This is a genomic window from Pantoea sp. GABEPS69, assembly GCF_045780835.1.
Lineage (GTDB): Bacteria > Pseudomonadota > Gammaproteobacteria > Enterobacterales > Enterobacteriaceae > Pantoea > Pantoea septica.
The window spans coordinates 2153450-2179993 of record NZ_CP118618.1 but is presented as its reverse complement, the minus strand read 5'-3'; the positions used below and the strand labels follow the sequence as shown (position 1 = coordinate 2179993).

21 protein-coding genes are annotated in these 26544 nt (G+C 61.6%); 10 read left to right on the top strand and 11 right to left on the bottom strand.

Annotated elements, in window-relative coordinates:
- Window positions 1–87: 87 nt before the first annotated feature.
- A complete protein-coding gene (ydgT, locus tag PVE98_RS10690) occupies window positions 88–303 on the bottom strand; it encodes a transcription modulator YdgT (RefSeq protein ID WP_033747384.1) in 216 nt (71 codons plus the stop codon).
- Window positions 304–991: 688 nt separating this feature from the next.
- Between ydgT and ytfQ the strand changes: the two genes are divergently transcribed.
- From ytfQ to yjfF, 4 genes are read left to right on the top strand one after another with little or no spacing between them, the layout of a single operon-like run.
- A complete protein-coding gene (gene ytfQ / locus PVE98_RS10685) occupies window positions 992–1948 on the top strand; it encodes a galactofuranose ABC transporter, galactofuranose-binding protein YtfQ (RefSeq protein WP_033747382.1) in 957 nt (318 codons plus the stop codon).
- A 54-nt stretch (window positions 1949–2002) separates the two neighbouring features.
- The gene (gene ytfR, locus PVE98_RS10680) at window positions 2003–3523 is read left to right on the top strand and encodes a galactofuranose ABC transporter, ATP-binding protein YtfR (RefSeq protein WP_096073082.1); all 1521 of its coding nucleotides are present in this window, start codon (window positions 2003–2005) and stop codon (window positions 3521–3523) included.
- Window positions 3516–4526, top strand: a complete 1011-nt coding sequence (ytfT, locus tag PVE98_RS10675; RefSeq protein ID WP_096073083.1) for a galactofuranose ABC transporter, ATP-binding protein YtfT — start codon at window positions 3516–3518, stop codon at window positions 4524–4526. Before ytfR ends, ytfT begins: the two co-directional genes overlap by 8 nt.
- Window positions 4523–5509, top strand: coding sequence for a galactofuranose ABC transporter, permease protein YjfF (gene yjfF / locus PVE98_RS10670; protein ID WP_033747374.1), 987 nt, complete (start codon window positions 4523–4525; stop codon window positions 5507–5509). The genes ytfT and yjfF overlap by 4 nt, the downstream gene beginning before the upstream one ends.
- A 648-nt stretch (window positions 5510–6157) precedes the next feature.
- On the opposite strand, the gene araA is transcribed toward yjfF, so the two are convergent.
- Both araA and PVE98_RS10660 read right to left on the bottom strand, forming a co-directional pair.
- Complete coding sequence (araA, locus tag PVE98_RS10665) at window positions 6158–7660, bottom strand: L-arabinose isomerase (protein WP_096073084.1); 1503 nt, start codon at window positions 7658–7660, stop codon at window positions 6158–6160.
- A gap of 11 nt (window positions 7661–7671) precedes the next feature.
- On the bottom strand, window positions 7672–9357 hold the full coding sequence (locus PVE98_RS10660; RefSeq protein ID WP_096073085.1) for a ribulokinase: 1686 nt from the start codon (window positions 9355–9357) through the stop codon (window positions 7672–7674).
- 367 nt (window positions 9358–9724) lie between these two features.
- Between PVE98_RS10660 and PVE98_RS10655 the strand changes: the two genes are divergently transcribed.
- From PVE98_RS10655 to PVE98_RS10635, 5 genes are all read left to right on the top strand, one after another.
- On the top strand, window positions 9725–10708 hold the full coding sequence (locus PVE98_RS10655; RefSeq protein ID WP_096073086.1) for an arabinose ABC transporter substrate-binding protein: 984 nt from the start codon (window positions 9725–9727) through the stop codon (window positions 10706–10708).
- A 61-nt stretch (window positions 10709–10769) separates the two neighbouring features.
- Window positions 10770–12290, top strand: coding sequence for an L-arabinose ABC transporter ATP-binding protein AraG (araG, locus tag PVE98_RS10650; protein ID WP_033747363.1), 1521 nt, complete (start codon window positions 10770–10772; stop codon window positions 12288–12290).
- Between the two features lie 14 nt (window positions 12291–12304).
- Window positions 12305–13291 carry an L-arabinose ABC transporter permease AraH gene (araH, locus tag PVE98_RS10645; RefSeq protein WP_033747362.1) on the top strand — a complete coding sequence of 329 codons (987 nt, stop codon included), beginning with the start codon at window positions 12305–12307 and terminating at the stop codon, window positions 13289–13291.
- 62 nt (window positions 13292–13353) lie between these two features.
- Window positions 13354–14271, top strand: coding sequence for an arabinose operon transcriptional regulator AraC (gene araC / locus PVE98_RS10640; RefSeq protein WP_033747360.1), 918 nt, complete (start codon window positions 13354–13356; stop codon window positions 14269–14271).
- 78 nt (window positions 14272–14349) lie between these two features.
- The gene (locus PVE98_RS10635) at window positions 14350–15390 is read left to right on the top strand and encodes an oxidoreductase (protein ID WP_096073087.1); all 1041 of its coding nucleotides are present in this window, start codon (window positions 14350–14352) and stop codon (window positions 15388–15390) included.
- A 216-nt stretch (window positions 15391–15606) separates the two neighbouring features.
- Here PVE98_RS10635 and add read toward each other — a convergent pair whose 3' ends face one another.
- The 3 genes from add to malX all read right to left on the bottom strand — a co-directional run bounded on the left by add (window position 15607) and on the right by malX (window position 19511).
- Window positions 15607–16605: an adenosine deaminase gene (gene add, locus PVE98_RS10630; protein ID WP_033747357.1), complete on the bottom strand. Its 999-nt coding sequence runs from the start codon at window positions 16603–16605 to the stop codon at window positions 15607–15609.
- A 132-nt stretch (window positions 16606–16737) separates the two neighbouring features.
- Window positions 16738–17922 (bottom strand): MalY/PatB family protein, encoded by a 1185-nt coding sequence (locus PVE98_RS10625; protein WP_096073088.1) that lies wholly within the window; start codon window positions 17920–17922, stop codon window positions 16738–16740.
- Between the two features lie 5 nt (window positions 17923–17927).
- Window positions 17928–19511 carry a maltose/glucose-specific PTS transporter subunit IIBC gene (malX, locus tag PVE98_RS10620; RefSeq protein WP_313619995.1) on the bottom strand — a complete coding sequence of 528 codons (1584 nt, stop codon included), beginning with the start codon at window positions 19509–19511 and terminating at the stop codon, window positions 17928–17930.
- A gap of 181 nt (window positions 19512–19692) precedes the next feature.
- Between malX and malI the strand changes: the two genes are divergently transcribed.
- On the top strand, window positions 19693–20727 hold the full coding sequence (gene malI, locus PVE98_RS10615; protein WP_096073090.1) for a Mal regulon transcriptional regulator MalI: 1035 nt from the start codon (window positions 19693–19695) through the stop codon (window positions 20725–20727).
- Window positions 20728–20741: 14 nt separating this feature from the next.
- Here the strand turns inward: malI and PVE98_RS10610 are convergent, their stop codons facing one another.
- The 5 genes from PVE98_RS10610 to PVE98_RS10590 are packed head-to-tail and all read right to left on the bottom strand — an operon-like array spanning window position 20742 to window position 26490.
- Window positions 20742–21521 carry an SDR family oxidoreductase gene (locus PVE98_RS10610; RefSeq protein WP_096073091.1) on the bottom strand — a complete coding sequence of 260 codons (780 nt, stop codon included), beginning with the start codon at window positions 21519–21521 and terminating at the stop codon, window positions 20742–20744.
- Window positions 21522–21531: 10 nt separating this feature from the next.
- Complete coding sequence (locus PVE98_RS10605) at window positions 21532–22620, bottom strand: M24 family metallopeptidase (RefSeq protein WP_313620525.1); 1089 nt, start codon at window positions 22618–22620, stop codon at window positions 21532–21534.
- Window positions 22617–24269, bottom strand: a complete 1653-nt coding sequence (locus tag PVE98_RS10600; RefSeq protein ID WP_096073093.1) for a GMC family oxidoreductase — start codon at window positions 24267–24269, stop codon at window positions 22617–22619. Before PVE98_RS10600 ends, PVE98_RS10605 begins: the two co-directional genes overlap by 4 nt.
- Window positions 24270–24279: 10 nt before the next feature.
- On the bottom strand, window positions 24280–25605 hold the full coding sequence (locus PVE98_RS10595; protein ID WP_407568482.1) for an MFS transporter: 1326 nt from the start codon (window positions 25603–25605) through the stop codon (window positions 24280–24282).
- Window positions 25606–25635: 30 nt separating this feature from the next.
- A complete protein-coding gene (locus PVE98_RS10590; RefSeq protein ID WP_096073094.1) occupies window positions 25636–26490 on the bottom strand; it encodes an MBL fold metallo-hydrolase in 855 nt (284 codons plus the stop codon).
- Window positions 26491–26544: the final 54 nt, after the last annotated feature.

Here is a 26544-nt window from a genome sequence, read left to right as displayed (position 1 = left end):
GACAAGGAAAGCGAGGAGAATAACACGTTCAGACAGGGCCTGCCTGCGCAGAGGTGGCGTCTCGCCGGCAGGCCTGATACCTCTTAATCAGACCACGTAGCGCCACACCGTTTTCGGCACGCGGCCCAGGTCGTAGAGTCGCCCGCCGGACGCCAGCTCAGCGCGACGGTGATCCGCCGCGCGGTACATGCTGATAATCTCGTTGTCATCGGTAAGCGAGTAGTTAAGGTGATCGTAGAGTTTTTCCAGACTTTCCAGATTATTCACTTTGCGGAATTTGAGCAGGTAATCTTGCGCAGTCATGATTGCCATAATTAGAGAGAACAGAGAAGCGGTCAGTATAGGGGGCAGGCGCGGGCTGTCCAGCGACTTATTCTGGAAAAAAGACAAATTCTTAATTTTTGTTTATCAATGCGCTAAAAAAGCCACTTTTTATCATCCGCGCATCAGTAAAGCGAAACGGTAAAAACCCGGGAGGCCGCTTTTGGCGCCGCGTTGCTGTGCTAACCGGCGTCTGAGCAGGGCGCGCGCGTTACTGCCGCTTTCTCAGGTAAAAACCGCTTCGCTTAGGGCGTGAAAGCATCATGAATTACGCGCCCTGACGCGCTGGCTGGATTAAGGCAGATAATTGAGACAGGGTTCTCTTTATCCGCTGCGCTAAGCCGCTTAACGCGCGCCACTGTGCGGGAAATCACAAAATTGTTATCTCGCCTGCACGACAGGCGGTGACCAAAGTTTACGTATTATTGTAATCGTTTTCAGAGGAAGATTTCATAAGCGATTCTGTTTATTACATTTATTTAACCAGCACGTTTAAATAACTCAGTCGTTTTGTCCATGAACGCTAGCGCGCCAGACTGCCATACCTGCACGTAACCCCTTTAATTTGAACTGATTTGTGAGGCGCGTCGCCCTTATTCACGCCGATTTACGCCAGGCTAAACGGGCTCTTTACCCTTACTCGCAAAAGCCCTTCAGAGGAATGCAAACTATGTGGAAACGTTTACTTTTGACCAGTCTGGTCAGCGCCGCACTCGCTGCGCCGGTAATGGCGGCAGACCTGACGGTCGGCTTCTCTCAGGTCGGCTCCGAATCGGGCTGGCGCGCAGCAGAAACCAGCGTGGCGAAAAGCGAAGCGGCGAAACGCGGCATCACGCTGAAAATTGCCGACGGTCAGCAGAAACAAGAGAACCAGATCAAGGCGGTACGTTCGTTCATCGCTCAGGGCGTCGACGCGATTTTTATCGCGCCGGTGGTGCAGACCGGCTGGGAGCCGGTGCTGGAAGAAGCTAAAGACGCCAAAATCCCGGTCTTCCTGCTCGACCGTGCCATCGTGGTGAAAGATAAATCGCTCTATATGACGGTGGTTACCGCCGACAACGTGCTGGAAGGCAAGCTGATTGGCGACTGGCTGGCGAAAACCGTCGGCGACAAGCCGTGCAACGTGGTCGAACTGCAGGGCACCGTGGGCGCCAGCGTCGCCATCGACCGCAAGAAAGGCTTTGCCGAGGCGATCGCCGGGCATCCCAATATCAAGGTGGTGCGCTCGCAGTCGGGCGACTTTACCCGCAGCAAGGGTAAAGAGGTCATGGAGAGCTTTATCAAGGCGGAAAACAACGGCAAGAACATCTGCATGGTTTACGCCCATAACGACGATATGGCGATCGGCGCGATTCAGGCGATCAAAGAGGCCGGGCTCAAGCCTGGCAAAGACATCCTCACCGGCTCAATCGACGGCGTACCCGATATCTATAAGGCGATGCTGGCGGGCGAGGCCAATGCCAACGTCGAGCTGACGCCAAATATGGCAGGCCCGGCGTTCGACGCGCTGGAGAAGTTCAAAAAAGACGGCACGCTGCCGCCGAAGATCACCAAAACCGAAACCCGGCTCTTTTTGCCAGCCGATGCGCAGGCGCAGCTGGATTTGAAAAAAGGCATGGGTTACTGAGCCGCGAGCCGCTCTCCGGAGCGGCTTTTTATCTGTTGAGGCGGGGCTGACAAGATGATTAGGCACAATGACGATGCGCTGCTCACCATCAGCGGCGTCAGCAAAGGGTTTCCCGGCGTGAAGGCGCTGGATAACGTGTCGTTTAGCGTGCGCAAAGGCGAGATCATGGCGCTGCTGGGCGAAAACGGCGCAGGCAAGTCGACGCTGATTAAGGTGCTGACCGGGGTCTACAGCCGCGACGCGGGCACGCTGACGCTGAACGGGCAGACCATTGCGCCGCGCAGCACCGCCGATGCGCAAAAGATGGGCATCGGCACCGTTTACCAGGAGGTCAATCTGCTGCCGAATATGTCGGTGGCCGACAACCTGTTTATCGGGCGCGAGCCGCGCCGCTTCGGCATGGTGGACCGCCGCAGGATGGTGCGCGATGCCGACGCGCTGATGCGCAATTACGGTTTTATTCTCGACGTAACGCGTCCGCTGGGGCACTACTCGGTGGCGATGCAGCAGATTATCGCCATCTGCCGCGCGGTCGATCTCTCGGCGCAGGTGCTGATCCTCGACGAGCCGACCGCCAGCCTCGACGCCAGCGAAGTGGAGATGCTTTTTACCCTGATGGCGCAGCTGCGCGCCAAAGGGATGAGCCTGATCTTCGTCACTCACTTTCTCGATCAGGTCTACCGCATCACCGACCGCATTACGGTGCTGCGCAACGGCCAGTTTATCGCCACGCGCGATACCGCGACGCTGCCGCAGATTGAGCTGATCAAGCTGATGCTGGGGCGCGATCTGCTGGAGACCGCGCTGCAGCGCCAGGGCAGCACGCTGCGCAGCAATCAGCCGGTGGCGTCGTTCCGCGACTACGGCAAGAAGGGCACCATCGAGCCTTTCGACCTTGAGGTGCGTCCAGGGGAAGTGGTGGGCCTGGCTGGGCTGCTCGGCTCCGGCCGCACCGAGACCGCCGAGGTGCTGTTCGGCATTCGCCGGCCCGATCGCGGCACCGCGACTATTAAAGGCAAACCTCAGACGATCCGCTCGCCAGCGCAGGCGTCGCGGCTCGGCATCGGGTTTTGTCCAGAGGATCGCAAGACCGACGGCATTATCGGCGCCGCCTCGGTGCGCGAAAATATTATCCTGGCGCTGCAGGCGCAGCGCGGCTGGCTGCGGCCGATCAAGCGGCGCGAGCAGCAAGAGATTGCCGAGCGCTTTATCAAGAGCCTCGGCATCCGCACGCCGCATGCCGATCAGCCGGTGGAGCTGCTTTCCGGCGGCAATCAGCAGAAGGTGCTGCTGTCGCGCTGGCTGGTGACCAAACCGCAGTTTCTGATCCTGGACGAACCCACGCGCGGCATCGACGTCGGCGCCCACGCCGAGATTATTCGCCTGATCGAATCTCTGTGCGCCGATGGCCTGGCTCTGCTGGTGATCTCTTCCGAGCTGGAGGAGCTGGTGGGCTACGCCGATCGCGTGGTGATTATGCGCGACCTGAAACAGGTGGCGGAGATCCCGCTTGAGCAGCTTTCGGTGACGTCGATTGTTAACGCCATCGCGGACGGAGGGGCACAACATGCTTGAATCCCATATGACGAAGCCAGAACGCCGTAAGTTTCGCCTGCCGCCGGGTCTGCCGCAGATCGCCGCGCTAATTCTGGTGCTGCTGGTGGATAGCCTGGTAGCGAATAATTTTTTTGCCGTGCATCTGCAGGACGGCCGTCTGTTCGGCAGCCCGATCGATATTCTTAACCGCGCCGCGCCGGTGGCGCTGCTGGCGATCGGCATGACGCTGGTGATCGCTACCGGCGGTATCGATCTGTCGGTCGGCGCGGTGATGGCGATTGCGGGCGCGACCGCCGCTACCCTGACGGTTTCGGGCCATGGCCTCACGACGGTGATTTTTTCCGCGCTGGGCGCCGGGCTGCTGTGCGGGCTCTGGAACGGTGTGCTGGTGGCGCTGCTGCGCATCCAGCCTTTTGTCGCCACGCTGATTTTGATGGTGGCGGGGCGCGGCATCGCGCAGCTGATTACCCAAGGTCAGATCGTGACTTTCGACAGCGCGACGCTCGGGTGGCTGGGCAGCGGGTCGCTGTGGCTGCTGCCGGTGCCGGTGTGGATTACCCTCGCGGCGGCAGTGCTGGTCTGGCTGCTGACGCGTAAGACCGCGCTCGGGCTGTTTATCGAGGCGGTGGGGATTAATCTGCGCGCCGCGCGCAACGCGGGCGTGACCGGCTGGATGGTGGTGATGTCTACCTATGTGATCAGCGGGCTGTGCGCGGCGGTAGCGGGCCTGATCGTGACCGCCGATATTCGCGGCGCGGACGCCAATAACGCCGGCCTGTGGCTGGAGCTGGATGCGATTCTCGCGGTGGTGATTGGCGGCGCCTCGCTGATGGGCGGCCGTTTTAGTTTGGTGCTGTCGCTGATCGGCGCGCTGATTATTCAGGCGATGAATACCGGCATTTTGCTTTCCGGTTTTCCGCCGGAGCTGAATCAGGTGGTGAAGGCGGTGGTGGTGATGGGCGTGCTGCTGCTGCAGTCGCCGCGCTTTCTGGCGATGTTGAAACGGAGACGGCCTCAATGATTAAACGTCATCTTCCCCTGATGATTACCCTGCTGGTGTTCGTCGCCGGCTATCTGTTCTGTCTGAGCCAGTTTCCCGGCTTCGCCTCGACGCGCGTGATCTGCAATATTCTGACCGATAACGCTTTTTTGGGCATTATCGCCGTCGGCATGACGTTTGTGATCCTCTCCGGCGGCATCGATCTGTCGGTGGGCGCGGTGATCGCTTTTACCGGCGTGTTTCTGGCGCGCGCCATCGGCGATTTGCATATTCATCCGCTGCTGGCGTTCGCCATTATTCTGGCGGCCGGCGCGCTGTTCGGCGCCATGATGGGCTGGCTGATCGACGCGCTGAAGATCCCGGCGTTTATTATTACCCTGGCGGGGATGTTTTTTCTGCGCGGCTGTAGCTATCTGGTGTCGGAGAATTCGATTCCCATCGATCATCCGCTGTACGCCACGCTCTCCAGCCTGGCGTGGAAGGTGCCGGGCGGCGGTCGTCTGAGTTTGCTGGCGCTGGTGATGCTGCTGGTAGTGGCGGGCGGCATTTTGCTGGCGCACCGTACGCGCTTCGGCAATCAGGTTTATGCGGTCGGCGGCAACGTGACCTCGGCGCAGCTGATGGGTATCTCCACGCGTGCTACTACGATTCGCATTTATATGCTGTCGACCACGCTGGCGACGCTGGCGGGTATCGTTTTCTCGATTTATACCTCAGCGGGCTATGCGCTGGCGGGGCTGGGCGTCGAGCTGGATGCTATCGCCTCGGTGGTGATCGGCGGCACGCTGCTCTCCGGCGGCGTCGGGACGGTGCTGGGCACGCTGTTTGGCGTGCTGATTCAGGGGCTGATTCAGACCTGGATTAATTTCGACGGCACATTGAGCTCCTGGTGGACCAAGATCGCCATCGGTATTTTGCTGTTCGCCTTTATCGCGCTGCAGCGTCTGCTGACGGTGATGTGGGATCGGCAGAAGAATGCGCCGGTGAAGCGCATAGCGACCTGACTGGTCGGAATCGAGTTAAGCCGCCTGCGGGCGGCTTTTTCTTTGGTTGTGATTGGGGCGGAGGATGAGGCGGCGTGGCGGCGAGAATGTCATGCGGTGAAGTGGTGAAGAGGTGAGGTAAGGCGATAAGACGGTGTGGCTGTGAGAACGTGCGGCGTGAAAGGGGGTTCTGCCCGATCGCAAAGGATTCCCGCATCCATGCGGATCGGCCTGGCCATCCTGGCTCGGACGCTTTGCTCTCCGGGCAGAACCCCCTTCCACGTAAGGACATTTTTATGGCTGTTTAAACCACCGTATTCATGCCGGTCGGGCTCGCCCACAAATGGGTCAATGCTACGCGCTGTTGAAAACGCTCCCGGCGTTTTTGTCCATGTCTCGGACGCTTTGCTCCTGGAACTGAATTTACCTACAGGAATTAGCCTTTTCATGGCTATTTAAACAAACCGCACAGAGTTTCATAAAGGAGGGAGGATGGGCAGTGGAGTGAAGCGTCCGAGCCAGGGATGGCGAGGCCGAGGCTCCAGGGATGGATTTACGCCGTCTTCACGGAACTGCCCATCTTCCCGACTGGGCAGCACGGTCTTTCTTAAACAACAGCGCCGACTTTAAAAAGTCGGCGCTGATTTCTATCAAACCACAACCTACGGCCTAGCGCTTCGAACGGTAATACACCTCATTCCAGCGCAGCGCGTCTTTAAAGGCCGGCAGTCGCGTATGCTCATCGATCACCAGCACTTCGATGTCGTTCATCTCGCCGTAGAGATACATATCCTCCAGCGTCAGCGCCTGGCTGAACACCGTATGATGCGCGCCGCCGCCCAGAATCCAGGCCTCCGACGCGGTGGCCAGCGACGGCTGGACACGCCACAGCGCGCGCGCGACCGGCAGCTTCGGCAGCGGCTTTGGCTGCTCAATCGCGTCTACCACGTTCACCAGCAGGCGGAAACGGTCACCCATATCGATCACGCTGGCGTTGACCGCGCGGCCGGCCGGGGTAGAGAAGATCAGGCGCGCCGGATCGGCTTTGCCGCCGATGCCGAGGAACTGCACGTCGATCAGCGGCTTCTCCTCTTTGGCGATAGAGGGGCAGACTTCCAGCATATGCGAGCCTAATACCAGATCGTTGCCGGGCGAGAAGTGATAGGTGTAATCCTCCATAAAGGAGGTGCCGCCGGGACGGTCGCCCGCCAGCACTTTGAAAATGCGCAGCAGCGCGGCGGTTTTCCAGTCGCCTTCGCCAGCGAAACCGTAGCCCTGGCCCATCAGGCGCTGCACCGCCAGACCGGGAAGCTGCGTCATGCCGTGCAGCGTCTGGAAATTGGTGGTGAAGGCTTTGCAGCCCTCGTCGTCGAGGAAGCGCTTGATGCCGATCTCGATACGCGCCGCGTCAAGCACGTTCTGGCGCTTCTCGCCGCCGCTGGCCGCCACGTCGCTGAAGCGATAGAGGCTTTCATACTCGTCGATCAGCGCGTTGACCTCGCCGTCGCTTACCTGATTAATCACCTCGACCAGATCGCCGACACCCCAGCCGTTGACCGCGTAGCCGAACTGGATCTGCGCCGCGACTTTATCCCCTTCGGTAACCGCCACTTCGCGCATATTGTCGCCAAAGCGCGCCACTTTCAGCTGCTGGCTGCTCTGCTTCGCAAAGGCGGCGCGCATCCAGTTGCCGATGCGCTGTTGGCTCGCCGCATCCTGCCAGTGGCCGGTGATCACGCTGTGCTGCAGCCCCATGCGCGCGCCGATAAAGCCGAACTCGCGGCCGCCGTGCGCGGTCTGGTTCAGGTTCATAAAGTCCATATCCATGCTGTCCCACGGGATCTCCGCGTTGAACTGGGTATGGAACTGCAGCAGCGGCTTGTTCAGCACGCTGAGCCCGCCGATCCACATTTTGGCGGGCGAGAAGGTGTGCAGCCAGGTGATGATGCCGACGCAGCTGTCGTCGTGGCAGGCGTCGCGGCAGAGCGCCAGCGCTTCATCCGGCGATTTTACCAGTGGCTTAATCACCAGCTTCAGCGGCAAGGCGGAAGAGGCGTTGAGGCCGTCGACCACCTGGCGCGCGTGCTCTTCTACCTGACGGAGGGTTTCCGCGCCGTAAAGATGCTGGGTGCCAATCACAAACCATACGCTGTGCGCGTTGTACTGATCCATAAAACCACTCCTTAATTAGCGTTGGCGGGGCGCGACGCATACTGCGGCTCAGCCGCCGCGCACCAGAGTTGATAACGTTCGTAAAGCTGCTGATAGCGCGCGACTCGCGCGGCGTCGGGCTGTAGCGTGACGGCAATCGGGCTGGCCATCGCTTTCTGCGCCTCGGGCACCGAGGCGTAAACGCCCGCGGCGACGGCGGCGAAGATCGCCGCGCCCAGCGCACAGCACTCGTCGGAGGCGACGATATCCAGCGGACGGTTCATTACGTCGCAGCACGCCTGCATGATGGCGGGGGATTTGCGCGCGATGCCGCCCAGCGTCAGGATGTTCTCGACCGGGATCTGCTGCTGTTCGAAGCACTCCATAATGGCGCGCGCGCCGAAGGCGGTGGCGGCGATCAGGCCGCCGAACAGCGCGGGTGCGTCGGTGCCGAGATTCAGATCGGTGATGACCCCTTTCAGGCGCTGGTTGGCGTTGGGGGTGCGGCGACCGTTGAACCAGTCGAGCACCACCGGCAGATGATCCAGCTGCGGATCGGCAGCCCAAGCTTCGGTCAGCTGGCGGATCAGGTTGCGCTGCAGCTCAGCCAGCTGCGGCTGAAGTTCAGGGTGCTGCGCCGCCGCCTGCTGCAGCGGCCAGCCGAGCAGGCGGCTGAACCAGGCGTAAATATCGCCGAACGCCGACTGGCCCGCTTCGCAGCCGATGGCGCCCGGCATGACGCTGCCGTCGACCTGGCCGCAGATGCCTCTAATGGCGCGATCGCCGACCTGTTCTGCATCGGCGATCAGGATGTCGCAGGTAGAGGTGCCGATCACTTTCACCAGCGTATAGGGCTGCGCGCCTGCGCCGACGGCGCCCATATGGCAGTCGAACGCGCCGCCGGCGATGGTGACGGTCTGCTTCAGGCCGAGCCGCTGCGCCCAGTCGGCGCTCAGCGTGCCGACCGGAACATCGGCGGTCCAGGTGTCGTGGAACAGCGGCGAGTCGAGCTGCTGGGTCAGCAGCGGGTCGAGCGCGTTAAGAAAGTCGGGGTCGGGCAGTCCCTGCCAGTCGGGATGCCACAGCGCCTTATGTCCGGCGGCGCAGCGGCTGCGGCGCAGGCTGGCCGGGGCGGTGGTGCCGCTCAGCAGCGCCGGCACCCAGTCGCACAGCTCAACCCATGACACGGCGGCATCGCGCACTGCGGCGTCGGCGCGCGAGACGTGCAGAATTTTCGCCCAGAACCACTCAGACGAGTAGATGCCGCCAATATAGCGGCTGTAGTCGGTAAAGCGCCCGCTGCGGCAGAGCTGGTTAATCGCTTCCGCCTCTTCAATCGCCGTGTGGTCTTTCCACAGCACAAACATGGCGTTGGGGTTATCGGCAAAGTCGGGACGCAGCGCCAGCACGTTGCCGTCGCGGTCGATGGGAGCAGGCGTCGAACCGGTGGTATCGACGCCGATTCCCGTGACGCTGTCACGTTGCGCAGGCGTCAGCGCGTCAAGCACGCCCAGCAGCGCCTTTTCCATCGCCTCGATGTAGTCCAGCGGATGGTGGCGGAAGCGGTTGGTATGAGGATCGCTGTACAGTCCCTGCTGCCAGCGCGAGTAGTTTACGACGGCGGTTTTCAGCTCGCTGCCGCTGTCGCAGTCTACCGCCAGCGCACGCACCGAATCACTGCCAAAGTCGAGGCCCAGAGTGATGGCTCCAGCACGCATCGGAAATCTCCTGTTATGAATAATCGACTCTTATCCTGTGGCGGCGGCGCAGGAAACGTTATTCCCCAATCGCTGAGAATATGCACTTTTCTGTCATGGGCAGCAGTTTTGTGATCGCCGACAAAAGTTACCGGTCGGTTAAAATTGCTGAATATATGGAACATTTTGTCGTGATTTCAGGGTGTGATACCGCTCTACATTTTTCATCGCCTTTCCCGCTACAACTAGCCCAGCGTTTGCACAGGCTTTACTCATTCGCCCGTCTAACGCGCTGATTTTCATCTGTACCCAAAAAAGAAAATTGACTGGTAGCGTTTACACCGATTCGTTAACAGCAGGGAAAAACACCCTGGCTCCGGAGAGCATCATGCATAAATTCACTAAAGCGTTCGCGGCCATCGGCCTGGCAGCGGTTATGTCACATTCCGCTATCGCCGAAACCATGAAGCTGGGTTTTCTCGTTAAGCAGCCTGAAGAACCCTGGTTCCAGACCGAATGGAAATTCGCGGACAAAGCCGGTAAGGATTTAGGCTTTGAAGTGATCAAAATCGCCATTCCCGACGGCGAGAAGACCCTGAACGCCATCGACAGCCTGGCCGCCAGCGGCGCGAAGGGCTTCGTCATCTGTACCCCCGATCCTAAACTCGGCTCCGCTATCGTCGCCAAGGCGCGCGGCTACGATCTGAAGGTGATCGCCGTCGACGACCAGTTCGTCAACGCCAAAGGCAAGCCGATGGACAGCGTGCCGCTGGTGATGATGGCCGCCACCAAAATCGGCGAGCGTCAGGGGCAGGAACTCTATAAAGAGATGCAGAAGCGCGGCTGGAACGCCAAAGAAACTGGCGTGATGGCGATTACCGCCAACGAGCTCGATACCGCGCGCCGCCGCACCGGCGGATCGATGGATGCGCTGAAAGCGGCCGGCTTCCCGGCGGCGCAGATCTATCAGGTGCCGACCAAATCCAACGATATTCCTGGCGCGTTTGACGCCGGCAACTCGCTGCTGGTGCAGCATCCGGAAGTGAAACACTGGCTGATCGTCGGCATGAACGACAACACCGTGCTGGGCGGCGTGCGCGCCACCGAAGGCCAGGGCTTTAAGGCGGCGGACGTGATTGGCATCGGCATCAACGGCGTCGACGCCATCAGCGAACTGTCGAAAGACAAAGCGACCGGCTTCTACGGCTCGCTGCTGCCCAGCCCGGACGTACACGGCTACAAGAGCAGCCAGATGCTTTATGAGTGGGTGAGCAAAGGGGCGGAGCCGCCGAAATTCACCGAAGTCACCGACGTGGTGCTGATTACCCGCGACAACTTCAAAAACGAACTGGCGAAGAAAGGGTTGATGTAAACCCGCGTACCGTGCCGCCGCCTGCGCGGCGGCACCTTTACGGTAAACCAGAGGAGTTACCATGAATAGCGAGCCAACCTTTCTGTCGTTTCATGGCATCAGCAAGACGTTTCCCGGCGTTAAGGCGCTGCAGGATATCTCGTTCGACTGTCGCGGCGGCGAAGTGCACGCCCTGATGGGCGAGAACGGCGCGGGCAAATCGACGCTGCTGAAAATTCTCAGCGGCAGCTATCAGCCCAGCGGCGGCGAAATCCGCATTAAAGGCGAGCCGGTTAGTTTTCAACATACCAGCGAGGCGCTGGATGCCGGCGTCGCCATTATCTACCAGGAGCTGCATCTGGTGCCGGAGATGAGCGTGGCGGAGAACATCTACCTCGGTCAGATCCCGCACAAGCGCGGCCTGGTGAACCGCAAGGTGCTGCGCTACGAAGCGGGCCTGCAGCTGAAAAACCTCGGCATGGATATCGATCCCGATATGCCGCTGAAATATCTCTCCCTCGGCCAGTGGCAGATGGTGGAGATTGCCAAGGCGCTGGCGCGCAACGCGCGCATTATCGCCTTTGACGAGCCAACCAGCTCGCTGTCGGCGCGCGAAATCGAAAACCTGTTCCGCGTGATCCGCCAGCTGCGCGCGGAAGGGCGCGTGGTGCTCTACGTCTCGCACCGCATGGAGGAGATCTTTGCCCTCAGCGACGCCATTACCGTATTTAAAGATGGCCGCTACGTGCGCACCTTTACCGATATGGCCAACACCCATCATGACGATCTGGTGCAGGCGATGGTGGGACGCAACCTTGGCGATATCTACGGCTATACGCCGCGTCCGCACGGGCCGGTGCGCCTGGTGCTGGAGAAGGTCGAGGCGAAGGGCGTGCGCGAGCCTGTCTCGCTTGAAGTGCGCGCCGGTGAAATCGTCGGCCTGTTCGGGCTGGTGGGCGCCGGACGCAGCGAACTGATGAAGGGCATCTTCGGCGCGACCCGGCTGCGCGGCGGCCGCATTCTGCTGGACGGCGAGGTGCTGAAGCTGCGCGAGCCGATCGACGCGATCCGCGCCGGCGTAATGCTTTGTCCCGAAGATCGCAAAGCCGAAGGGATCATCCCGGTGCACTCGGTGCGCGACAACATCAATATCAGCGCGCGACGTCACAACCTGACCGCCGGCTGCCTGATTAAAAATCAGTGGGAGACCCGCAACGCCGACAGCCATATTCGCTCGCTCAATATCAAAACGCCTCACGCCGAGCAGCTGATCATGAATCTCTCCGGCGGCAACCAGCAGAAGGCGATTCTCGGCCGCTGGCTGTCGGAAGAGATGAAGGTGATCCTGCTGGACGAGCCGACGCGCGGCATCGACGTCGGCGCCAAGCATGAGATCTATAACCTGATCTATCAGCTGGCGAGCAAAGGCATCGCGGTGCTGTTCGCCTCCAGCGATCTGCCGGAAGTGATGGGCCTGGCCGACCGCATCGTGGTGATGCGCGAAGGCGCCATCGCCGGCGAACTGCTGCATGACGCCGCCACGGAGCAGCAGACGCTGAGCCTGGCGATGCCTAAAACCACCCAAGCGGCCGCTGTGGCCTGACAGAGGAAAATATTATGTCTTCATCCACAACTTCAGGTACGCCGCCGGTGCAGCAGCGCAGCGGCATGCGCTTCGGGCGTATCTGGGATAACTTCGGCATGCTGGTGGTGTTCGCGCTGCTGTTCGTCGCCTGCGCCGTGTTCGTGCCTAACTTCGGCTCCTTTATCAATATGAAAGGGCTGGGCCTGGCGATGTCGATGTCGGGCATGGTGGCGTGCGGCATGCTGTTCTGCCTCGCCTCCGGCGATTTCGACCTGTCGGTCGCCTCGGTGATCGCCTGCGCGGGCGTGGTCGCCGCGGTGGTGATCAACATGACAGAGAGCCTGTGGATCGGCGTCTTCGCCGGTCTGCTGATCGGCGTCGCCACCGGCTTTGTTAACGGCTTTGTGATTGCGCGTCTGAAAATCAACGCCCTGATCACCACGCTGGCGACCATGCAGATCGTGCGCGGCCTGGCCTATATCTTCTCCGACGGCAAGGCGGTCGGCATCGAAGATGAACGTTTCTTTACCCTCGGCTTCGCCAACTGGCTCGGCGTGCCTGCGCCGATCTGGCTCACCATCGCCACCATGCTGATTTTCGGCTTCCTGCTCAACAAAACCACCTTTGGCCGCAACACGCTGGCGATCGGCGGCAATGAAGAGGCGGCGCGGCTGGCGGGCGTGCCGGTGGTGCGCACCCGCATCATCATCTTTATTCTCTCCGGGCTGGTGTCGGCGGCGGCGGGCATTATTCTCGCCTCGCGCATGACCAGCGGCCAGCCGATGACCTCGCTGGGCTATGAGCTGGTGGTGATCTCCGCCTGCGTGCTGGGCGGCGTCTCGCTGAAGGGCGGCATCGGCAAAATCTCCTATGTGGTGGCGGGCGTGCTGATCCTCGGCACCGTTGAAAATGCGATGAATTTACTGAATATCTCGCCATTCTCACAGTACGTGGTGCGTGGTCTGATACTGTTAGCGGCGGTGATTTTCGACCGCTACAAACAAAAGCATAAAGCCTGACGGCATAAAGAGGCGGCGCCCCGGCGCCGCGCTCTGTTTAACCCTGACTGAGTGAGGACGTTATGTACCACCGTGAATCCACAGCGGCGCAGCAAAATCCTCTGTTGCCCGGTTATCCCTTCAATGCCTGGCTGGTCGCCGGGCTGACGCCGATTGCGGCCGACGGTCCGCTCGATTTTTTTATTGACCGTCCGCACGGCATGAAAGGCTTCATTCTTAACCTCACGATTAAAGGCAAGGGCCGGGTGTTCGACGGCGAAAACGGCTTTGACTGCCTGCCGGGCGATATGCTGCTGTTTCAGCCGAAAACGCCGCACTACTACGGGCGCGCCTCGGACAGCCCGGAGTGGCATCACCGCTGGGTCTACTTCCGCCCGCGCGCCTACTGGAACGACTGGCTGCAGTGGCAGGACGCGCGTGAAGGCGTCGGGCGACTGCATCTTAATGAAACGCTGCGCACCGAGTTCGACCGCCTGTTCGCCAGCATCGAGCAAACCCACAACTCCGGCCGCCGCTTCGCCGAAGAGCTGGCGATGAATCTGCTGGAGCGCCTGCTGCTGCGTGCGGTAGAGGAAGATCCGCGCAGCCATCAGCAGGTGCGCGACCCGCGCATCATCGAAGCCTGCCAGTACGTCACCAACCATCTTGCCAGCGAGGTGAAGATAGAAGAGGTAGCGCGCCACGTCTGCCTGTCCCCGTCGCGCCTGGCGCACCTGTTCCGCGAACAGATGGGCGTTAATCTGCTGCGCTGGCGCGAAGACCAGCGCGTCATCCGCGCCAAGCTGCTGCTGCAAACCACGCAGGAGCCGATCGCCAGCGTCGGGCGCGAAGTAGGCTATGACGACCAGCTCTACTTTTCACGCGTGTTCCGCAAACGGGTCGGCGTCAGCCCCAGCGATTTTCGTCGTCGCAATCAGGATGCGCAGGATACCTTGCTCGCGGAAACGCCCTGGCCGATGGCGCAGAGTGCTATCTCCTGATTTTTCGGGGGATTCCTGCTTGTTCTAACCGACGCTATGGTCTTAAATCAGTCGGGTATGCGAATAAGAGGAGTGATAATGAGCGACAAACTTCGTGTTGGACTGATAGGGTACGGCTTCGCGAGCAAGACGTTTCACGCGCCGCTGATTGCGGGCACGCCGGACGTCGAGCTGGCCGCCATCTCCAGTAGCGACGAAGGGAAAGTGCACGCTGACTGGCAGCAGGTAAAAGTGGTGGCCGATCCTCAGGCGCTGTTAGAGGACCCGTCGCTGCAGCTGATCGTGATCCCGACGCCCAACGATACCCACTTTCCGCTGGCCAAAGCTGCGCTGAACGCCGGCAAGCATGTGGTCGTAGATAAGCCCTTTACCGTGACGTTGTCACAGGCGCGCGAGCTGGAAGCGCTGGCCAAGGCCAAAGGCCTGCTGCTTTCCGTGTTCCATAACCGCCGCTGGGACAGCGATTTCCTGACGCTGAAACAGCTGCTGAAAGAGGGCACGCTGGGCGAAGTGCGCTATTTTGAATCGCATTTCGACCGCTTCCGCCCGGAAGTGCGTCAGCGCTGGCGCGAGATGAAAGGCGCCGGCAGCGGCATCTGGTACGATTTGGGGCCGCATCTGCTCGATCAGGCGCTACAGCTGTTCGGCGCGCCGGTTGCCATCAACGTCGATATGGCGGAGATGCGTCCTGGCGCGCAGACCACCGACTACTTCCACGCCACGCTGACCTATCCGCAGCGTCGCGTGGTGCTGCATGCCAGCATGCTGGTGGCGGCCGAGTCGCCACGTTACGTGGTGCACGGCACGCGCGGCAGCTACGTGAAATATGGTCTGGATCCGCAGGAAGATCGGCTGAAGGCGGGCGATTTTCCGCCGGCCGAGGACTGGGGCTACGATATGCGCGACGGCGTGCTGACGCTGGCCGAGGGCGAAGGCGTCAAGGAAGAGACGCTGATGACGCAGCCGGGCAACTATCCTGCCTACTATGCGGCGGTGCGCGACGCGATTAGCGGGCGCGGCAACAATCCGGTGACGGCGGAAGAGGCGATCCAGGTGATGGAGCTGATCGAGCTGGGCCTGCAATCGGCGGAGAAGCGCCAGACGCTCTCGCTGAAGTAACGAGAAAAGGTTTACTGCGATATATAAAGCCGTCGCCCGCCCGCAGACGACTGGAAACTCAAAACGCGGGTGACATAGCCCGAAGAGCAAAGCGTCCCGCGCAAGGGACTGCGCGGGCCGAGCCGCCAGGGATGGCGTTTTTGCGTCTTTGCGATCGGGCTATGTCACCTGCGTCAGCACATTACTAACAAGCTAAGGCCGCCTGCGCGGCCTTTTTTACGCCTGCACTTTATTGCGGATAGCGGTTTTCTCGGCGTCGCTCAGGAAGGCGATGGTCAAACCGTTCTCCTGCGCCTGGCGGATCTGCGCGGCGCTCAGCCCGGCGGCGGGCGCGGCGTGCTGATACTCGTGCGCCAGCTCAATGCCCTGAACCGCCGGATCGTCGGTGTTGATAGTCGCCAGAATGCCGTGCTCCAGGAACTGTTTCAGCGGATGGTGCGCCAGCGAGGAGACGGTGCTGGTCTGGATATTGGAGGTCAGGCAGGATTCGATGCCGATGCGGTGCTCGGCAAGGAAATCCATCAGCGCGCGGTCTTCAATCGCCTTCACGCCGTGGCCGATACGCTCGGCGCCCAGCTCGCGGATCGCCTGCCAGATGCTCTCCGGACCGGCCGCTTCGCCCGCATGCACCGTGACGCGGAAACCGGCGTCGCGCGCCTGAGTAAAGTGGCTCAGGAACTCGCTGCCGGGAAAGCCCAGCTCGTCGCCCGCCAGATCGACGGCGGTGATATGATCGCGGTGCGCCAGCAAGCCTTCCAGCTCGCGCAGACAGGCTTCGTCGCCGAAGGTGCGGCTCATAATACCGATCAGGCGCACGTCGACGTTATATTTCTGACAGCCCGCTTTAATCCCGTCGATAACGGCTTCCACCACGCCCGCCACCGGCAGGTTATGGTTCATCGCCATATAGCCCGGGGAGAAGCGCAGCTCGGCGTAGTGGATGCCGGCGCGCGCCGCATCTTCCACATTTTCCAGCGCGATGCGGCGGCAGGCGTCGAGATCGCCCAGCACCTTAACGCCCCAGTCGAGCTTATTCAGGAAGCTCACCAGATCGGGCTGGTTTTCCACGACCTGAACGTGGGGACGCAGCGCTTCCAGCGTAGCGGCGGGCAGGGCGAGATTAAACTGGCGGCCTAAATCCAGAATGGTTTGCGCGCGGATGTTGCCGTCAAGATGGCGATGGATATCGGTAACGGGAAGGCTGGAATCGAACATGCTGCACTCTCTGACAGGAATAAAAGTGCAGACCATTATAGAAACAACTTGCGCAACATAGCGAGCCCTTTGCGCAACCCGCGCCGCAACTGCTGGCATAGTAAGCGAAAGGGCGGCTTCAGCCGCCCGTTGTCACGCCCCGAGCGCGTGCAGCGCCGCGATTAGGCGGCCCACGCCATCCTCCAGCTTGCTGCGCGGACAGCCGGCGTTAAGACGCAGAAAGCCCCGGCTTGCGTCGCCGTAGGTAGATCCAGGCATCATCGCCACTTTTTGCCGCTGGATAAGCTGCTGCTGTAGCGCCGCCTCGTCGACGCCGAGCGGGTTGAGATCGATCCACGCCAGATAGGTCGCCTGCGGCGGCTGCCAGCCAAGCTGCGGAAAGGCGCCGTTGAGCTGCTGCGCTATCCACTGCATATTCGCCCGCAGATAGTCGCGCAGCGCGTCGAGCCAGGGCGCGCCGTGGCGATAGGCGGCGATGTGCGCCGCGACGGCGAGAACCGCAGGGGAAGAGAGGCCGTCCGCCGCTTTCATCTGGCGTAGCAACGCCTGGCGATCGCCAGGGTCAGGAATCATTCCCCACGCGCCGGTCAGCGCCGGCACGTTAAAACTCTTCGATGCCGAGGTAAACAGCACCCAGTCGCTGCGCGCCACTTCACTCCAGGGCAAATGCACAACATCAGCCATGACCATATCCATATGGATTTCATCGCTGATCACGCGGACCTGATAACGCTCGCACAGGGCCGCCATCTGCGTCAGCTCGTCGCGCGTCCAGACCTTGCCGGTAGGGTTGTGCGGGCTGCAGAGCAGCATCACTTTGCAGCGCGGCCGGGCGAGCTGCTGCTCCAGCGCCTGCATATCGCAGCGCCAGGCGTGGACGTCGCGCTGCAGCGGCTGCGTCAGAATCTGTCGTTGACTGGAAGTCAACAAGGCATAAAAGGCGTCGTAGGCGGGCGTATGGATCAGCACTTCGTCGCCTGGCGCGGTCCAGCGGCGTACCATCTGCGCCACCATATAGATCACCGACGGGGCGTAGACCAGCGTGCTCTCATCAGGCGTTGTATGGAATCGCGTCTGCATCCAGTGGCAAACCGCCGAGAGAAAGTCGCTATGCTGCCAGCGGCTGTAGCCGAACACGCCGTGGTCGAGCCGTTGCTGCAGCGCCGCGCGAATAGCGGGCGCGACGGCGAAATCCATATCCGAAATAGTGAAGGGCAGCAGATCCGGCGCGCCAAAGCGATCGGCGACAAAATCCCACTGGGTGCAGTAGCTGCCGCGCCGGTCGATAACCTGATCGAAATCGAACTGTTCTCTCATATGCGTTACACCGTCACGTTCATCAGCGACGCCAGCTCTTCCTTAACGGACTGCACCTGGGGTCCGATCACCACCTGCAGCGTAACCGGGCTGAGGTGCACCACGCCGATGGCGCCATTGGCCTTGAGCGCGGCGTCATCGACCTTGCTCATATCGACGATGCGCAGGCGCAGGCGGGTCAGGCAGTTATCCAGCGAACTGATATTCTCCACGCCGCCCAGCGCCTCGAGGATAGCGGGCGCGTTATAGCCCGATTTGCCCGCGCCGGCGCGGCTCACCTGCCGCTCGACGCCGCTCTCTTTTTCACGCCCTGGCGTGGCGATATTGAAGCGAATGATGGCGAAACGGAACAGTGCATAGTAGCCGGCGAACCACAGCGCGGCGGCGACCGGCACCCAGTACCATTTGGTGGCGAGGCCGTGCAGGATGCCGAACACCACAAAATCGATGATATTGCCGTCAGTATTGCCGATGGTGACGCCGAGCACCGCCATCAGCGTAAAGCCGAGCCCGGTGAGCAGCGCGTGCAGCAGGTAGAGCGCCGGCGCGACAAACAGAAACAGGAACTCGATCGGCTCGGTGGTGCCGCCGACCACGCAGGCCACCACGCCGGAAATCAGCAGGCCTTTAATCTTGTGGCGATTCTCCGGCCGGGCGCAGTGGTAGATGGCGAGCGCCGCGCCCGGCAGGCCGCCGAGAAACGCGGGCATTTTTCCCTGCGAGAGAAAGCGGGTGGCGCTTTCCGAAAAGCCTTGCACTTCCGGGCAGGCGAGCTGCGCCTGGAAAATGGTCAGCGCGCCGCTGACGCTTTTGCCGCATACCTCCATGGTGCCGCCCGCGTCGGTAAAGCGAATAATCGCCACCAGAATATGCTGCAACCCAAACGGCAGCAGCAGGCGTTCGCCGGTGCCGAACAGCATCGGGCCAAAGTCGCCTGCGCCGTTAATCATCCAGCCGAGCCCGGCGATGCCGCGCGCGAAGAAAGGCCAGATCAGCGGCACCGCCAGGCCGAGCAGGCCGGTGACCAGCAAAGTAATAATGGGAACGAAGCGCGTGCCGCCGAAAAAAGCCAGCGCGTCCGGCAGCCGGATAGTGTGGAAGCGCTCATGCAGCCAGAACACCACCACGCCGACAATCACCGCGCCAAGGATGCCGGTGTCGATCGCCTGGATGCCCAGCACCGACTGCACATTGTTGGCCTTCAGCAGCGCAGCATCGCTGGTGGGTAAAATGCCTTTCATCGTGAGCCAGAAGTTGGTGCTGAGGTTCATCACCGTATAGCCGACAAACCCGGCGAAGGCGGCAACGCCTTTATTCTCGCGCGCCATGCCGAGCGGGATGGCAATGGCGAACATCACCGGAAGAAAGCGGAAGGCGAAGGCGCCGGTGGCCGCCATCCAGACAAACAGATGCTGCAGCAGCGGCTGGTCCAGCAGCGGGATCAGCGTCAGCACGTCGCGGCTGCTGAGCGAGCTGCCGATGCCGAGCATAATGCCGCAAAACGACAGCAGGGCGACGGGCAGCATAAAGGTCTTGCCCAGACTTTGAAAAAACTCCCAGAGCGACAGGCGCGGAAGTGGAGCGAACATATTTTCTCCTGGAAAGAAAGTAACGGCAAATCGAGGTGAAAAGATGATAAAACGTTTTACCATGCCGTTTTGCGCGGCCTGTCACATTGTGAACGGGTGCGATAAAGTTAAGTTTATCCGACGGGTTTAACGTTTTACCTATATGATACCGCCATGTAAGAGCTTTCCCCGGGCGTGCAACATGTCGCAGCAAAAAATCACCATTAACGACGTCGCCGAGGCGGCCGGCGTCTCCGTCACCACCGTTTCGCTGGTGCTTTCCGGCAAAGGCCGCATCTCGCCCGCCACGGCGGCGCGGGTCAATGAGGCGATCGAGCAGTCAGGCTATGTGCGTAACCGCACGGCGGCGGCGCTGCGCGGCGGCGCCAGCGGCGTAATCGGCCTGATCGTCAGGGATTTGAGCCAGCGCTTTTATGCTGAAATGACCGCCGGCCTCAGCGAGGCGCTGGAGGCGCAGGACAAGATGCTGGTGCTGACCCAGAGCGGCGCGCAGGGCCAGCATCTGGCGCGCTGCTTCGAGTCGCTGGTGGCGCAGGGCGTCGACGGCGTGGTATTGGGCGGCGATGCGGGCAACGGCGCGGCGCTGGCGACGCGCGCCGCCGAGCTCGGGCTGCCGCTGATCTGCGCCTCGCGCGCCAGCTATCTGGAGGGGACGGACAGCCTGCGGCCCGACAACGCGCTGGGCGCGCGCATGGCGACGGAATATCTCATCCGTCAGGGACATCAGCATATCGCCTGGCTGGGCGGCAGCGGCGCGTCGCTGACGCGCGCCGAGCGTATCGGCGGCTACTGCGCCACGCTGCTGCAGTACGGCCTGCCTTTTAAGCCGGAGTGGATTATCGAGTGCGAAGAGAGCCAGAAGGCGGCGGCCGAGGCGACCACGCAGCTGCTGCAGCGCCATCAACGGCTGACGGCCATTATCGCCGCCAACGCCACCACCGCGCTGGGCGGCTACTTCGCCTTGCTGCGCAGCGGGCGCACGCTGGGCCAGGGCGCGGTTGACAGCTATTACGCGCAGCAGATGGCGCTGGTGGGCTTCAGCGACGAACCGCAGGCGAACCTGAGCGATCCGCCGCTCACCTTTATCTGCAGTCCGGCGCGGGAGATGGGCCGCGCCGCGGCGGCGCGCATCCTGCTGCGGCTTAGCGCGCCTGAGACCGCCAGCCAGCATATGATTTTGACGCCGAGCCTTATCGGCGGCGACAGAGTGCGATAAGCGCGCCAGCGCCTTTAATCGTGATAGACCTGGCTACGGCCGCCGTCGATCACAATGTCGGTCGCATTGATAAAACGCGCTTCGTCAGAGGCTAAAAACAGCGCGGTGTAGGCGACCTCGTCCGGTTCGCCGATCCTTTTGCAGGGCAGCAGATTTTGCTGCCTTTGTCGTTCCGCGGCCGGGTCCGGGCAACTGGCCAGCCAGGCTTCCGCCGCAGGCGTCATGATCAGCCCGGGCGAAATGCTGTTAATGCGAATGCCCTGGCTGGCGTACTCCACGCCCAGTGAGCGGGTCAGGCCGATCAGGCCATGTTTCGCCACCGGATAGGGAAAGGCGCCGGGAATGATTTTATGTCCGTGCACCGACGCAACGTTGACGATATTGCCGTACTGGCGCTTTAGCATGCCGGGCAGCACGCTGCGTATCAGGTTGTAGGGTCCCTGTAAATTGACATTGATACAGCGCTGCCACTCGTCGTCCGTCAGGGCGAGCGCGTCGCGAAAGACATTTACGCCCGCGCAGTTGATCAGGATATCGATATGGCCGAAGGCGTCCTCAACCTGGCGGACGCCCGCCGCAACCTGCTCCGGCTGCGTCACATCCGCCACGCAGGCGATGCACGGCTGGCCCGTCTGCTGCTGCAGCTGCGCCGCCAGCGGCTCCGTCGTTTCCGTCGTCAAATCAAGCAGCGCGACGCGCGCGCCTTGCCGGGCGAAGAGCGAGGCGATGGCGCTGCCGATGCCGCTGCCCGCGCCCGTGACGACGGCGGTCTTCTGTTTTAAACGTTCTGACATTTTCGCTTCCTTATGATGACAACGGTAAAATCAGCCAGTCGGCAAGCTGCCAGCGCTGGCCGTCGCGGGACACCTCGATCAAGGGCCAGTCGCCGCTGCGGGTCAGCCATTCGACGCCTTCTTCAGTGACCAGCAGCGTATCTTCGCTCTTGACGCCGCTCAGCGTAGGATTCCAGGCATGCGCGGTATCGGCCGCAATGGCGCCTGCGGTGTCCGGCGTGACAATCCAGTCGCGGCAGCCGTAGCCTGCCGGACCGCCCTGATGGTGCTCGCGCCAGCTCTCCGGCCAGCCGTGGCGTCGGTAAGCCTGTTGGATCTGCGCAAAGAGATCCTGCCAGCGCCGGTTAATCGCGATAGCCTGCAGCATATCGGCATGGATGCTGGCCAGCGTGCCGATACGCTGCTTCAGCGCCTTATCAGGTTCGCCGAGATGCACCATTCGGGTCAGGCTGACGTTAAGGCCCAGCCGCTCCGCGCCCAGGGTGATCAGCATCTTTCTGGCCAGCCGTTTCGTGCCTGGCAACGGGTGTTTATACAGAGCGATGCGCTCGTCAGCCGCTACCAGGGTACAGACCGGGCGAATGCCGCACGCCAGGCAGCGTCCGACGAGCGCCGCTTCGACCTCGCGCTCGCTGATGCCTGGACGAAGCGTGCGCGCCACCTCTTCGACGATGCAGGCGGCTTCCCGGCCCAGCTGGCGGAAGCGCTGTTTTTCATTCTCATTCAATCCCTGGCGCAGCCGGGGAAGCTGAGATTCCATATTCACCGTCGAGGCGAGCGGCGCGTCGCTGCCCAGCCGCGCCGGCCGGCAAGAGGCCAGCGCCATTTCCAGCGACCCATACCAGGGATAGCGGCTGATTTCGCAGGCGAACGGCAGCGGCTCTTCCGCCAGAATGCGGGGCATTTCGTTCTCTGGCGCCAGCAGCCGTACCCGGTCGGGGAAGATCAGCAGGCTGGCGACGCCGGTCTCTGCTCGCTCCACCACGTAATAGCTGGCGCCCTGGGTGAGCCAGGCGATGTTGTCCCGCCGGGTGAGCAGCAGCGCATCCAGCCGCCATTCGGCAAGGGCGCGCTGCAGGGTGTGTAGCCTTTCGCTCATGACAATACCTCCACGCAGCGCGTCTCTTCAACGACGCGTTCGCGCCCTGCAATCAGGTCGGCGGCGCGGTGAGCCACCGCCATAACGGCCGCATTGGTATTGCCGCTAATGATATTCGGCATCATTGAGGCATCGACCACCCGAAGCTTCCCTAAGCCCCGCACCCGCAAGTCAGCAGTCACCACGGCCATGGGATCCTGTTCGTGGCCCATGCGGCAGGTGCCGACCGGATGGTAGCCCGTTTTCACCATGCGTTTGCAGTGCGCGGCGATCGCCTCATCGCCTGTGACCTCGGCACCGGGAAATATTTCCTGCTCGATCATGTCGGCGATCGGCGATGCCGCTATCACGCCGCGCGCAAAATGGAAGCCGGCCAGCGTGCGGGCCAGATCGTCGGGATGACCGAAGATTTGCGTATCGATAACCGGCAGGGAGGCGGGATGCGCGTCGCGCAGCGTGACGCGGCCGGTCGCTTTCGGCCGCAGCAGCAGCGAGTTGATCGTCACGCCATGGCCAGGATCCCGGCCCATGACGTCGCGATCGAGATAAACGGTCGGCACGCAGAACATCTGAATGGTCGGCGTCGCGCTAAAATCGAGCGGATCGAAAAAGGCGCAGGTTTCCACGCCGGTGGTCGTTACCGGGCCGGTTTTAAACAGCAGATACTCGATGCCCGCTTTGATCATCGGCCAGCCGCGATCCTGACCGTAATAGCCGAAGGCGCCGCGCGTGGTGGCCACTACCGGCACCTCATAATGATCCTGCAGGTTGCGGCCGACGCCGGGCAGGTGGTGACGCAGGGCAATGCCCCGTTCCGCCAGGTGATCCTGCGGCCCGACGCCCGACAGCATCAGCAGCTTCGGCGTCTGATAGGCGCCCGCCGCCAGAATCGTCTCTTTGCTCGCCTCGGCATGGTGGGTGACGCCGTGACGCCGGTAGCGTACGCCTCTGGCCTCCGTTCCCTCGAACAGAATCTCCTCAACCTGCGCCTCGGTTTCAATCACCAGACGGCTGTCGTCGCGCAGCGGCGCGATAAACGCGTCGACCACGCTGCAGCGCTTGCGGGTGCGCCAGTCGATGGTGTGCTGCATAAAGCCGACGCCGAACGGGTCGCCGGTGTTGAAGTCGGGCGTATAGGGGATGCCCAGCGCCTGCATCGTTTTCACCCAGGCCCGGCTGAGCGGACTGAAATGGCCGAGATGCGATACTTTCAGCGGGCCGCCGACGCCGTGATCGGGCGCGCCGAGATGGTCGTTGTCTTCAATGGCGGTGAAGTGGGGCAGCAGCGCTTCCCAGGACCAGTCGACGCCGGTATGGCGCAGCGCGCGGTTCCACTCCGCGTAGTCCTGCCGGTGTCCGCGCATATAGACCATGGCGTTCACCGTCGAACCGCCGCCTAATACTTTCGCCTGCGGCACGATGACGCCGCGGCCGTCGAGCTGCGGCTGCGGCTGGGTCTGATGCATTGTGAGGTATTTATCGCTGGCGAGATATTTCATATAGCCTGCCGGCATCTTCAGCACCGGATGATAGTCGCCGCTGCCGGCCTCTAACAGCAGCACCCGGGCGTTGCTCTCTTTTACCAGGCGCGCCGCCACGATACAGCCTGCGCTGCCGCCGCCTACCACGATGTAGTCAAAACCTTTCATCTTGTTACCTTTATTCCGTAAGCGCCGAGTTCAGCTTGCGTAGCCGCCTGGCGGCGGGGTTGTTCTGCTCGCCTGGGTCGAGCGGAGTGAGTAAAAAACACCAGGAGGTGACCGCGCTGATGAGATAAAGCAGCGCGTAGCACCAGATGACGCCTTCGGTGCCGAACAGGGCGTTCAGGCCGCTATAGAGCGCGGGGCCAAAGAAGGTGGAGAGCCCGGCGGCGAAACAGTAAATCGCCATGGCGTTGCCTTTGTCTTTCTTTTCGCACAGCGAGGAGAAGAGCGCGGCGGCGGGCACGTAGCCGCACAGCGTGATGCCGTACAGGCAGGCGAAGAGCACGCTGAGCGCGAAGCTGCCGCCGCTCCACTGCGGCACGAAGTACATCAGCAGCATCGAGATGCAGGAGCCCAGGCCGCCGAAGAAGGTCAGCACCTTACGCCAGCCGATGCGGTCGCTCAGTTTGCCTACGACAGGATTAAAGCTCATGCCAACCAGACCCATGATGGTGATCAGGCTGAGATATTCCGTTTGCGAGAAGCCGATGCGCTCGGTAAAGAAGCCCGGCAGAAAGATAAAAAAGCCAAAGTAGGGCGTGGTATTGATAATGCGCACTACCGCGGCGGCGGCGATGCGCGGTTCACGCCAGAGAATATCGATGCCGCCCATCAGCGTTCGCCAGACGCCCTGACGACGCTGATCCTCATCCAGCAGCGGGCCATAGCCGGTGCGCTCTTTAACGGCGACCAGCATCACCACGATGCCTGACGCCACCAGCACCAGCGAGAGCCAGAAGGTCGCGTATTCACCGATCACCCTGATGGAAAAAATCGCCACCAGCAAACCGAGCGTCGGCAGACCGCCGGTAAAGGCAAGCCAGAACCAGCCGGTAGCGGAACCGCGCATCTCCAGCGGCGCGGCGGACTGGATCCAGACCAGAAACGCATAGGCGAACATCGGGTAGGCGATGCCGCGCAGGCCGTAGGTCAGCGCGATGCCCACCACGCTTTGCGCAGGCAGCGCAAAGGCGAGAAACAGCAGCTCAAACACCACCCAAATCACGCCGCCAAGCAGCATGACCCGACGCGGCCCAATCAGGGTCGAAAGCGAACCGGCCAGCCAGGAGCCCAGCGTGACCGTTACGCCATAAAAGGCGATCACCGCGGCGGCGATATCGAGGGTAAAGCCGTGGTGGCTCAGGTAGGGCGCCAGATAGTTAGATTCCACGCCGTCGCCGATCATAAAAAGCAGCACCGCAATATAGCCCCAGGCGAGCGCCGGCGGGATGCCGAGGCGGCGCAGCAAAGGCGAGGGCACCGCAGATGTTATTTTTGTCATAGCAGGTGATTCCATGAGTAGGGTGTGGTTTCAGGCGAGATAGAGGAAGCGCTCGCCTGGCATCAGCAAATGAAATTTCTCGCCGGGATAGCGGGTCAGCAGGTCATCGACAAACCAGGCGGGGTTGTCGCTGTTGCAGCTAAAGAGATCGTAATGACAGGGCAGCAGCAGATCGCCGCCGATGGCGTGGTGCAGATCCGCCGCATCGCGAAAACTCATATTCGGCATAATGCCGCGTCGGCCGCGGGCAACATCGCCGCCGTTGATGGGCAGCACGCAAATGTGCGGCCTGAGCTGCGCCATCTGGCTCTGCAGCGCCTCGGTCACCAAGGTATCGCCGCTGTGCCACAGGCTGAGCGCGCCGCAGCGGAGGTAATAGCCTAAATAACGGTCGTTGCCCTCGTCATCGCGTTCGTAGTCGCTGTGCGCCGCGGCCACCGGCAAAATTTGAAACTCGCCCGCCTCAATCAGGCTGCCGGTTTTCGCCAGCCGCACCTGACCGCCGAGGCGACGATTTTCCGCCTGCAAAAGTCGGCCGTCCGGCGCCGGGATCCAGATCGGCAGCTGCGGCGCCTTCTCCGCCAGCGGCTCAAGCGTCGCCAGATCGAGATGGTCATCGTGAAAATGGGTAATCAACACCGCGTCGCACACCGCCAGCGCCTCAGGGGGCAATACCGGCGGGAAGCGGCGCACGAACTCCGTGTCGGGATGTCGCCGTTCGATGGCGTCGCTTAAGTAGGGATCGATCGCCACCAGATCGCCGGCGTGATTTTTAATAATCATGCCGGCCTGTCCCAGACTCCAGACGGCCAGCGCATGACAGGGCACCTGCGTGGTGGTGAGTTCTGCCGCCAGCTGATGCGGGTCGCGAAGAGCAAATGCCATGGTTTCTCCTCCGGGCTTAATGAAGCCGCACTCTAAAACAAGCGGATAACGGAG

Coding starts and splice junctions, on each gene's coding strand:
- ydgT (WP_033747384.1), bottom strand. CDS start 303: ATGACTGCGCAAGATTACCTGCTCAAATTCCGCAAAGTGAATAATCTG.
- ytfR (WP_096073082.1), top strand. CDS start 2,003: ATGATTAGGCACAATGACGATGCGCTGCTCACCATCAGCGGCGTCAGC.
- PVE98_RS10595 (WP_407568482.1), bottom strand. CDS start 25,605: ATGACAAAAATAACATCTGCGGTGCCCTCGCCTTTGCTGCGCCGCCTC.
- ytfT (WP_096073083.1), top strand. CDS start 3,516: ATGCTTGAATCCCATATGACGAAGCCAGAACGCCGTAAGTTTCGCCTG.
- PVE98_RS10655 (WP_096073086.1), top strand. CDS start 9,725: ATGCATAAATTCACTAAAGCGTTCGCGGCCATCGGCCTGGCAGCGGTT.
- PVE98_RS10605 (WP_313620525.1), bottom strand. CDS start 22,620: ATGAGCGAAAGGCTACACACCCTGCAGCGCGCCCTTGCCGAATGGCGG.
- ytfQ (WP_033747382.1), top strand. CDS start 992: ATGTGGAAACGTTTACTTTTGACCAGTCTGGTCAGCGCCGCACTCGCT.
- PVE98_RS10600 (WP_096073093.1), bottom strand. CDS start 24,269: ATGAAAGGTTTTGACTACATCGTGGTAGGCGGCGGCAGCGCAGGCTGT.
- araG (WP_033747363.1), top strand. CDS start 10,770: ATGAATAGCGAGCCAACCTTTCTGTCGTTTCATGGCATCAGCAAGACG.
- malX (WP_313619995.1), bottom strand. CDS start 19,511: ATGTTCGCTCCACTTCCGCGCCTGTCGCTCTGGGAGTTTTTTCAAAGT.
- PVE98_RS10590 (WP_096073094.1), bottom strand. CDS start 26,490: ATGGCATTTGCTCTTCGCGACCCGCATCAGCTGGCGGCAGAACTCACC.
- PVE98_RS10635 (WP_096073087.1), top strand. CDS start 14,350: ATGAGCGACAAACTTCGTGTTGGACTGATAGGGTACGGCTTCGCGAGC.
- malI (WP_096073090.1), top strand. CDS start 19,693: ATGTCGCAGCAAAAAATCACCATTAACGACGTCGCCGAGGCGGCCGGC.
- PVE98_RS10610 (WP_096073091.1), bottom strand. CDS start 21,521: ATGTCAGAACGTTTAAAACAGAAGACCGCCGTCGTCACGGGCGCGGGC.
- araA (WP_096073084.1), bottom strand. CDS start 7,660: ATGGATCAGTACAACGCGCACAGCGTATGGTTTGTGATTGGCACCCAG.
- araC (WP_033747360.1), top strand. CDS start 13,354: ATGTACCACCGTGAATCCACAGCGGCGCAGCAAAATCCTCTGTTGCCC.
- PVE98_RS10660 (WP_096073085.1), bottom strand. CDS start 9,357: ATGCGTGCTGGAGCCATCACTCTGGGCCTCGACTTTGGCAGTGATTCG.
- yjfF (WP_033747374.1), top strand. CDS start 4,523: ATGATTAAACGTCATCTTCCCCTGATGATTACCCTGCTGGTGTTCGTC.
- add (WP_033747357.1), bottom strand. CDS start 16,605: ATGTTCGATTCCAGCCTTCCCGTTACCGATATCCATCGCCATCTTGAC.
- PVE98_RS10625 (WP_096073088.1), bottom strand. CDS start 17,922: ATGAGAGAACAGTTCGATTTCGATCAGGTTATCGACCGGCGCGGCAGC.
- araH (WP_033747362.1), top strand. CDS start 12,305: ATGTCTTCATCCACAACTTCAGGTACGCCGCCGGTGCAGCAGCGCAGC.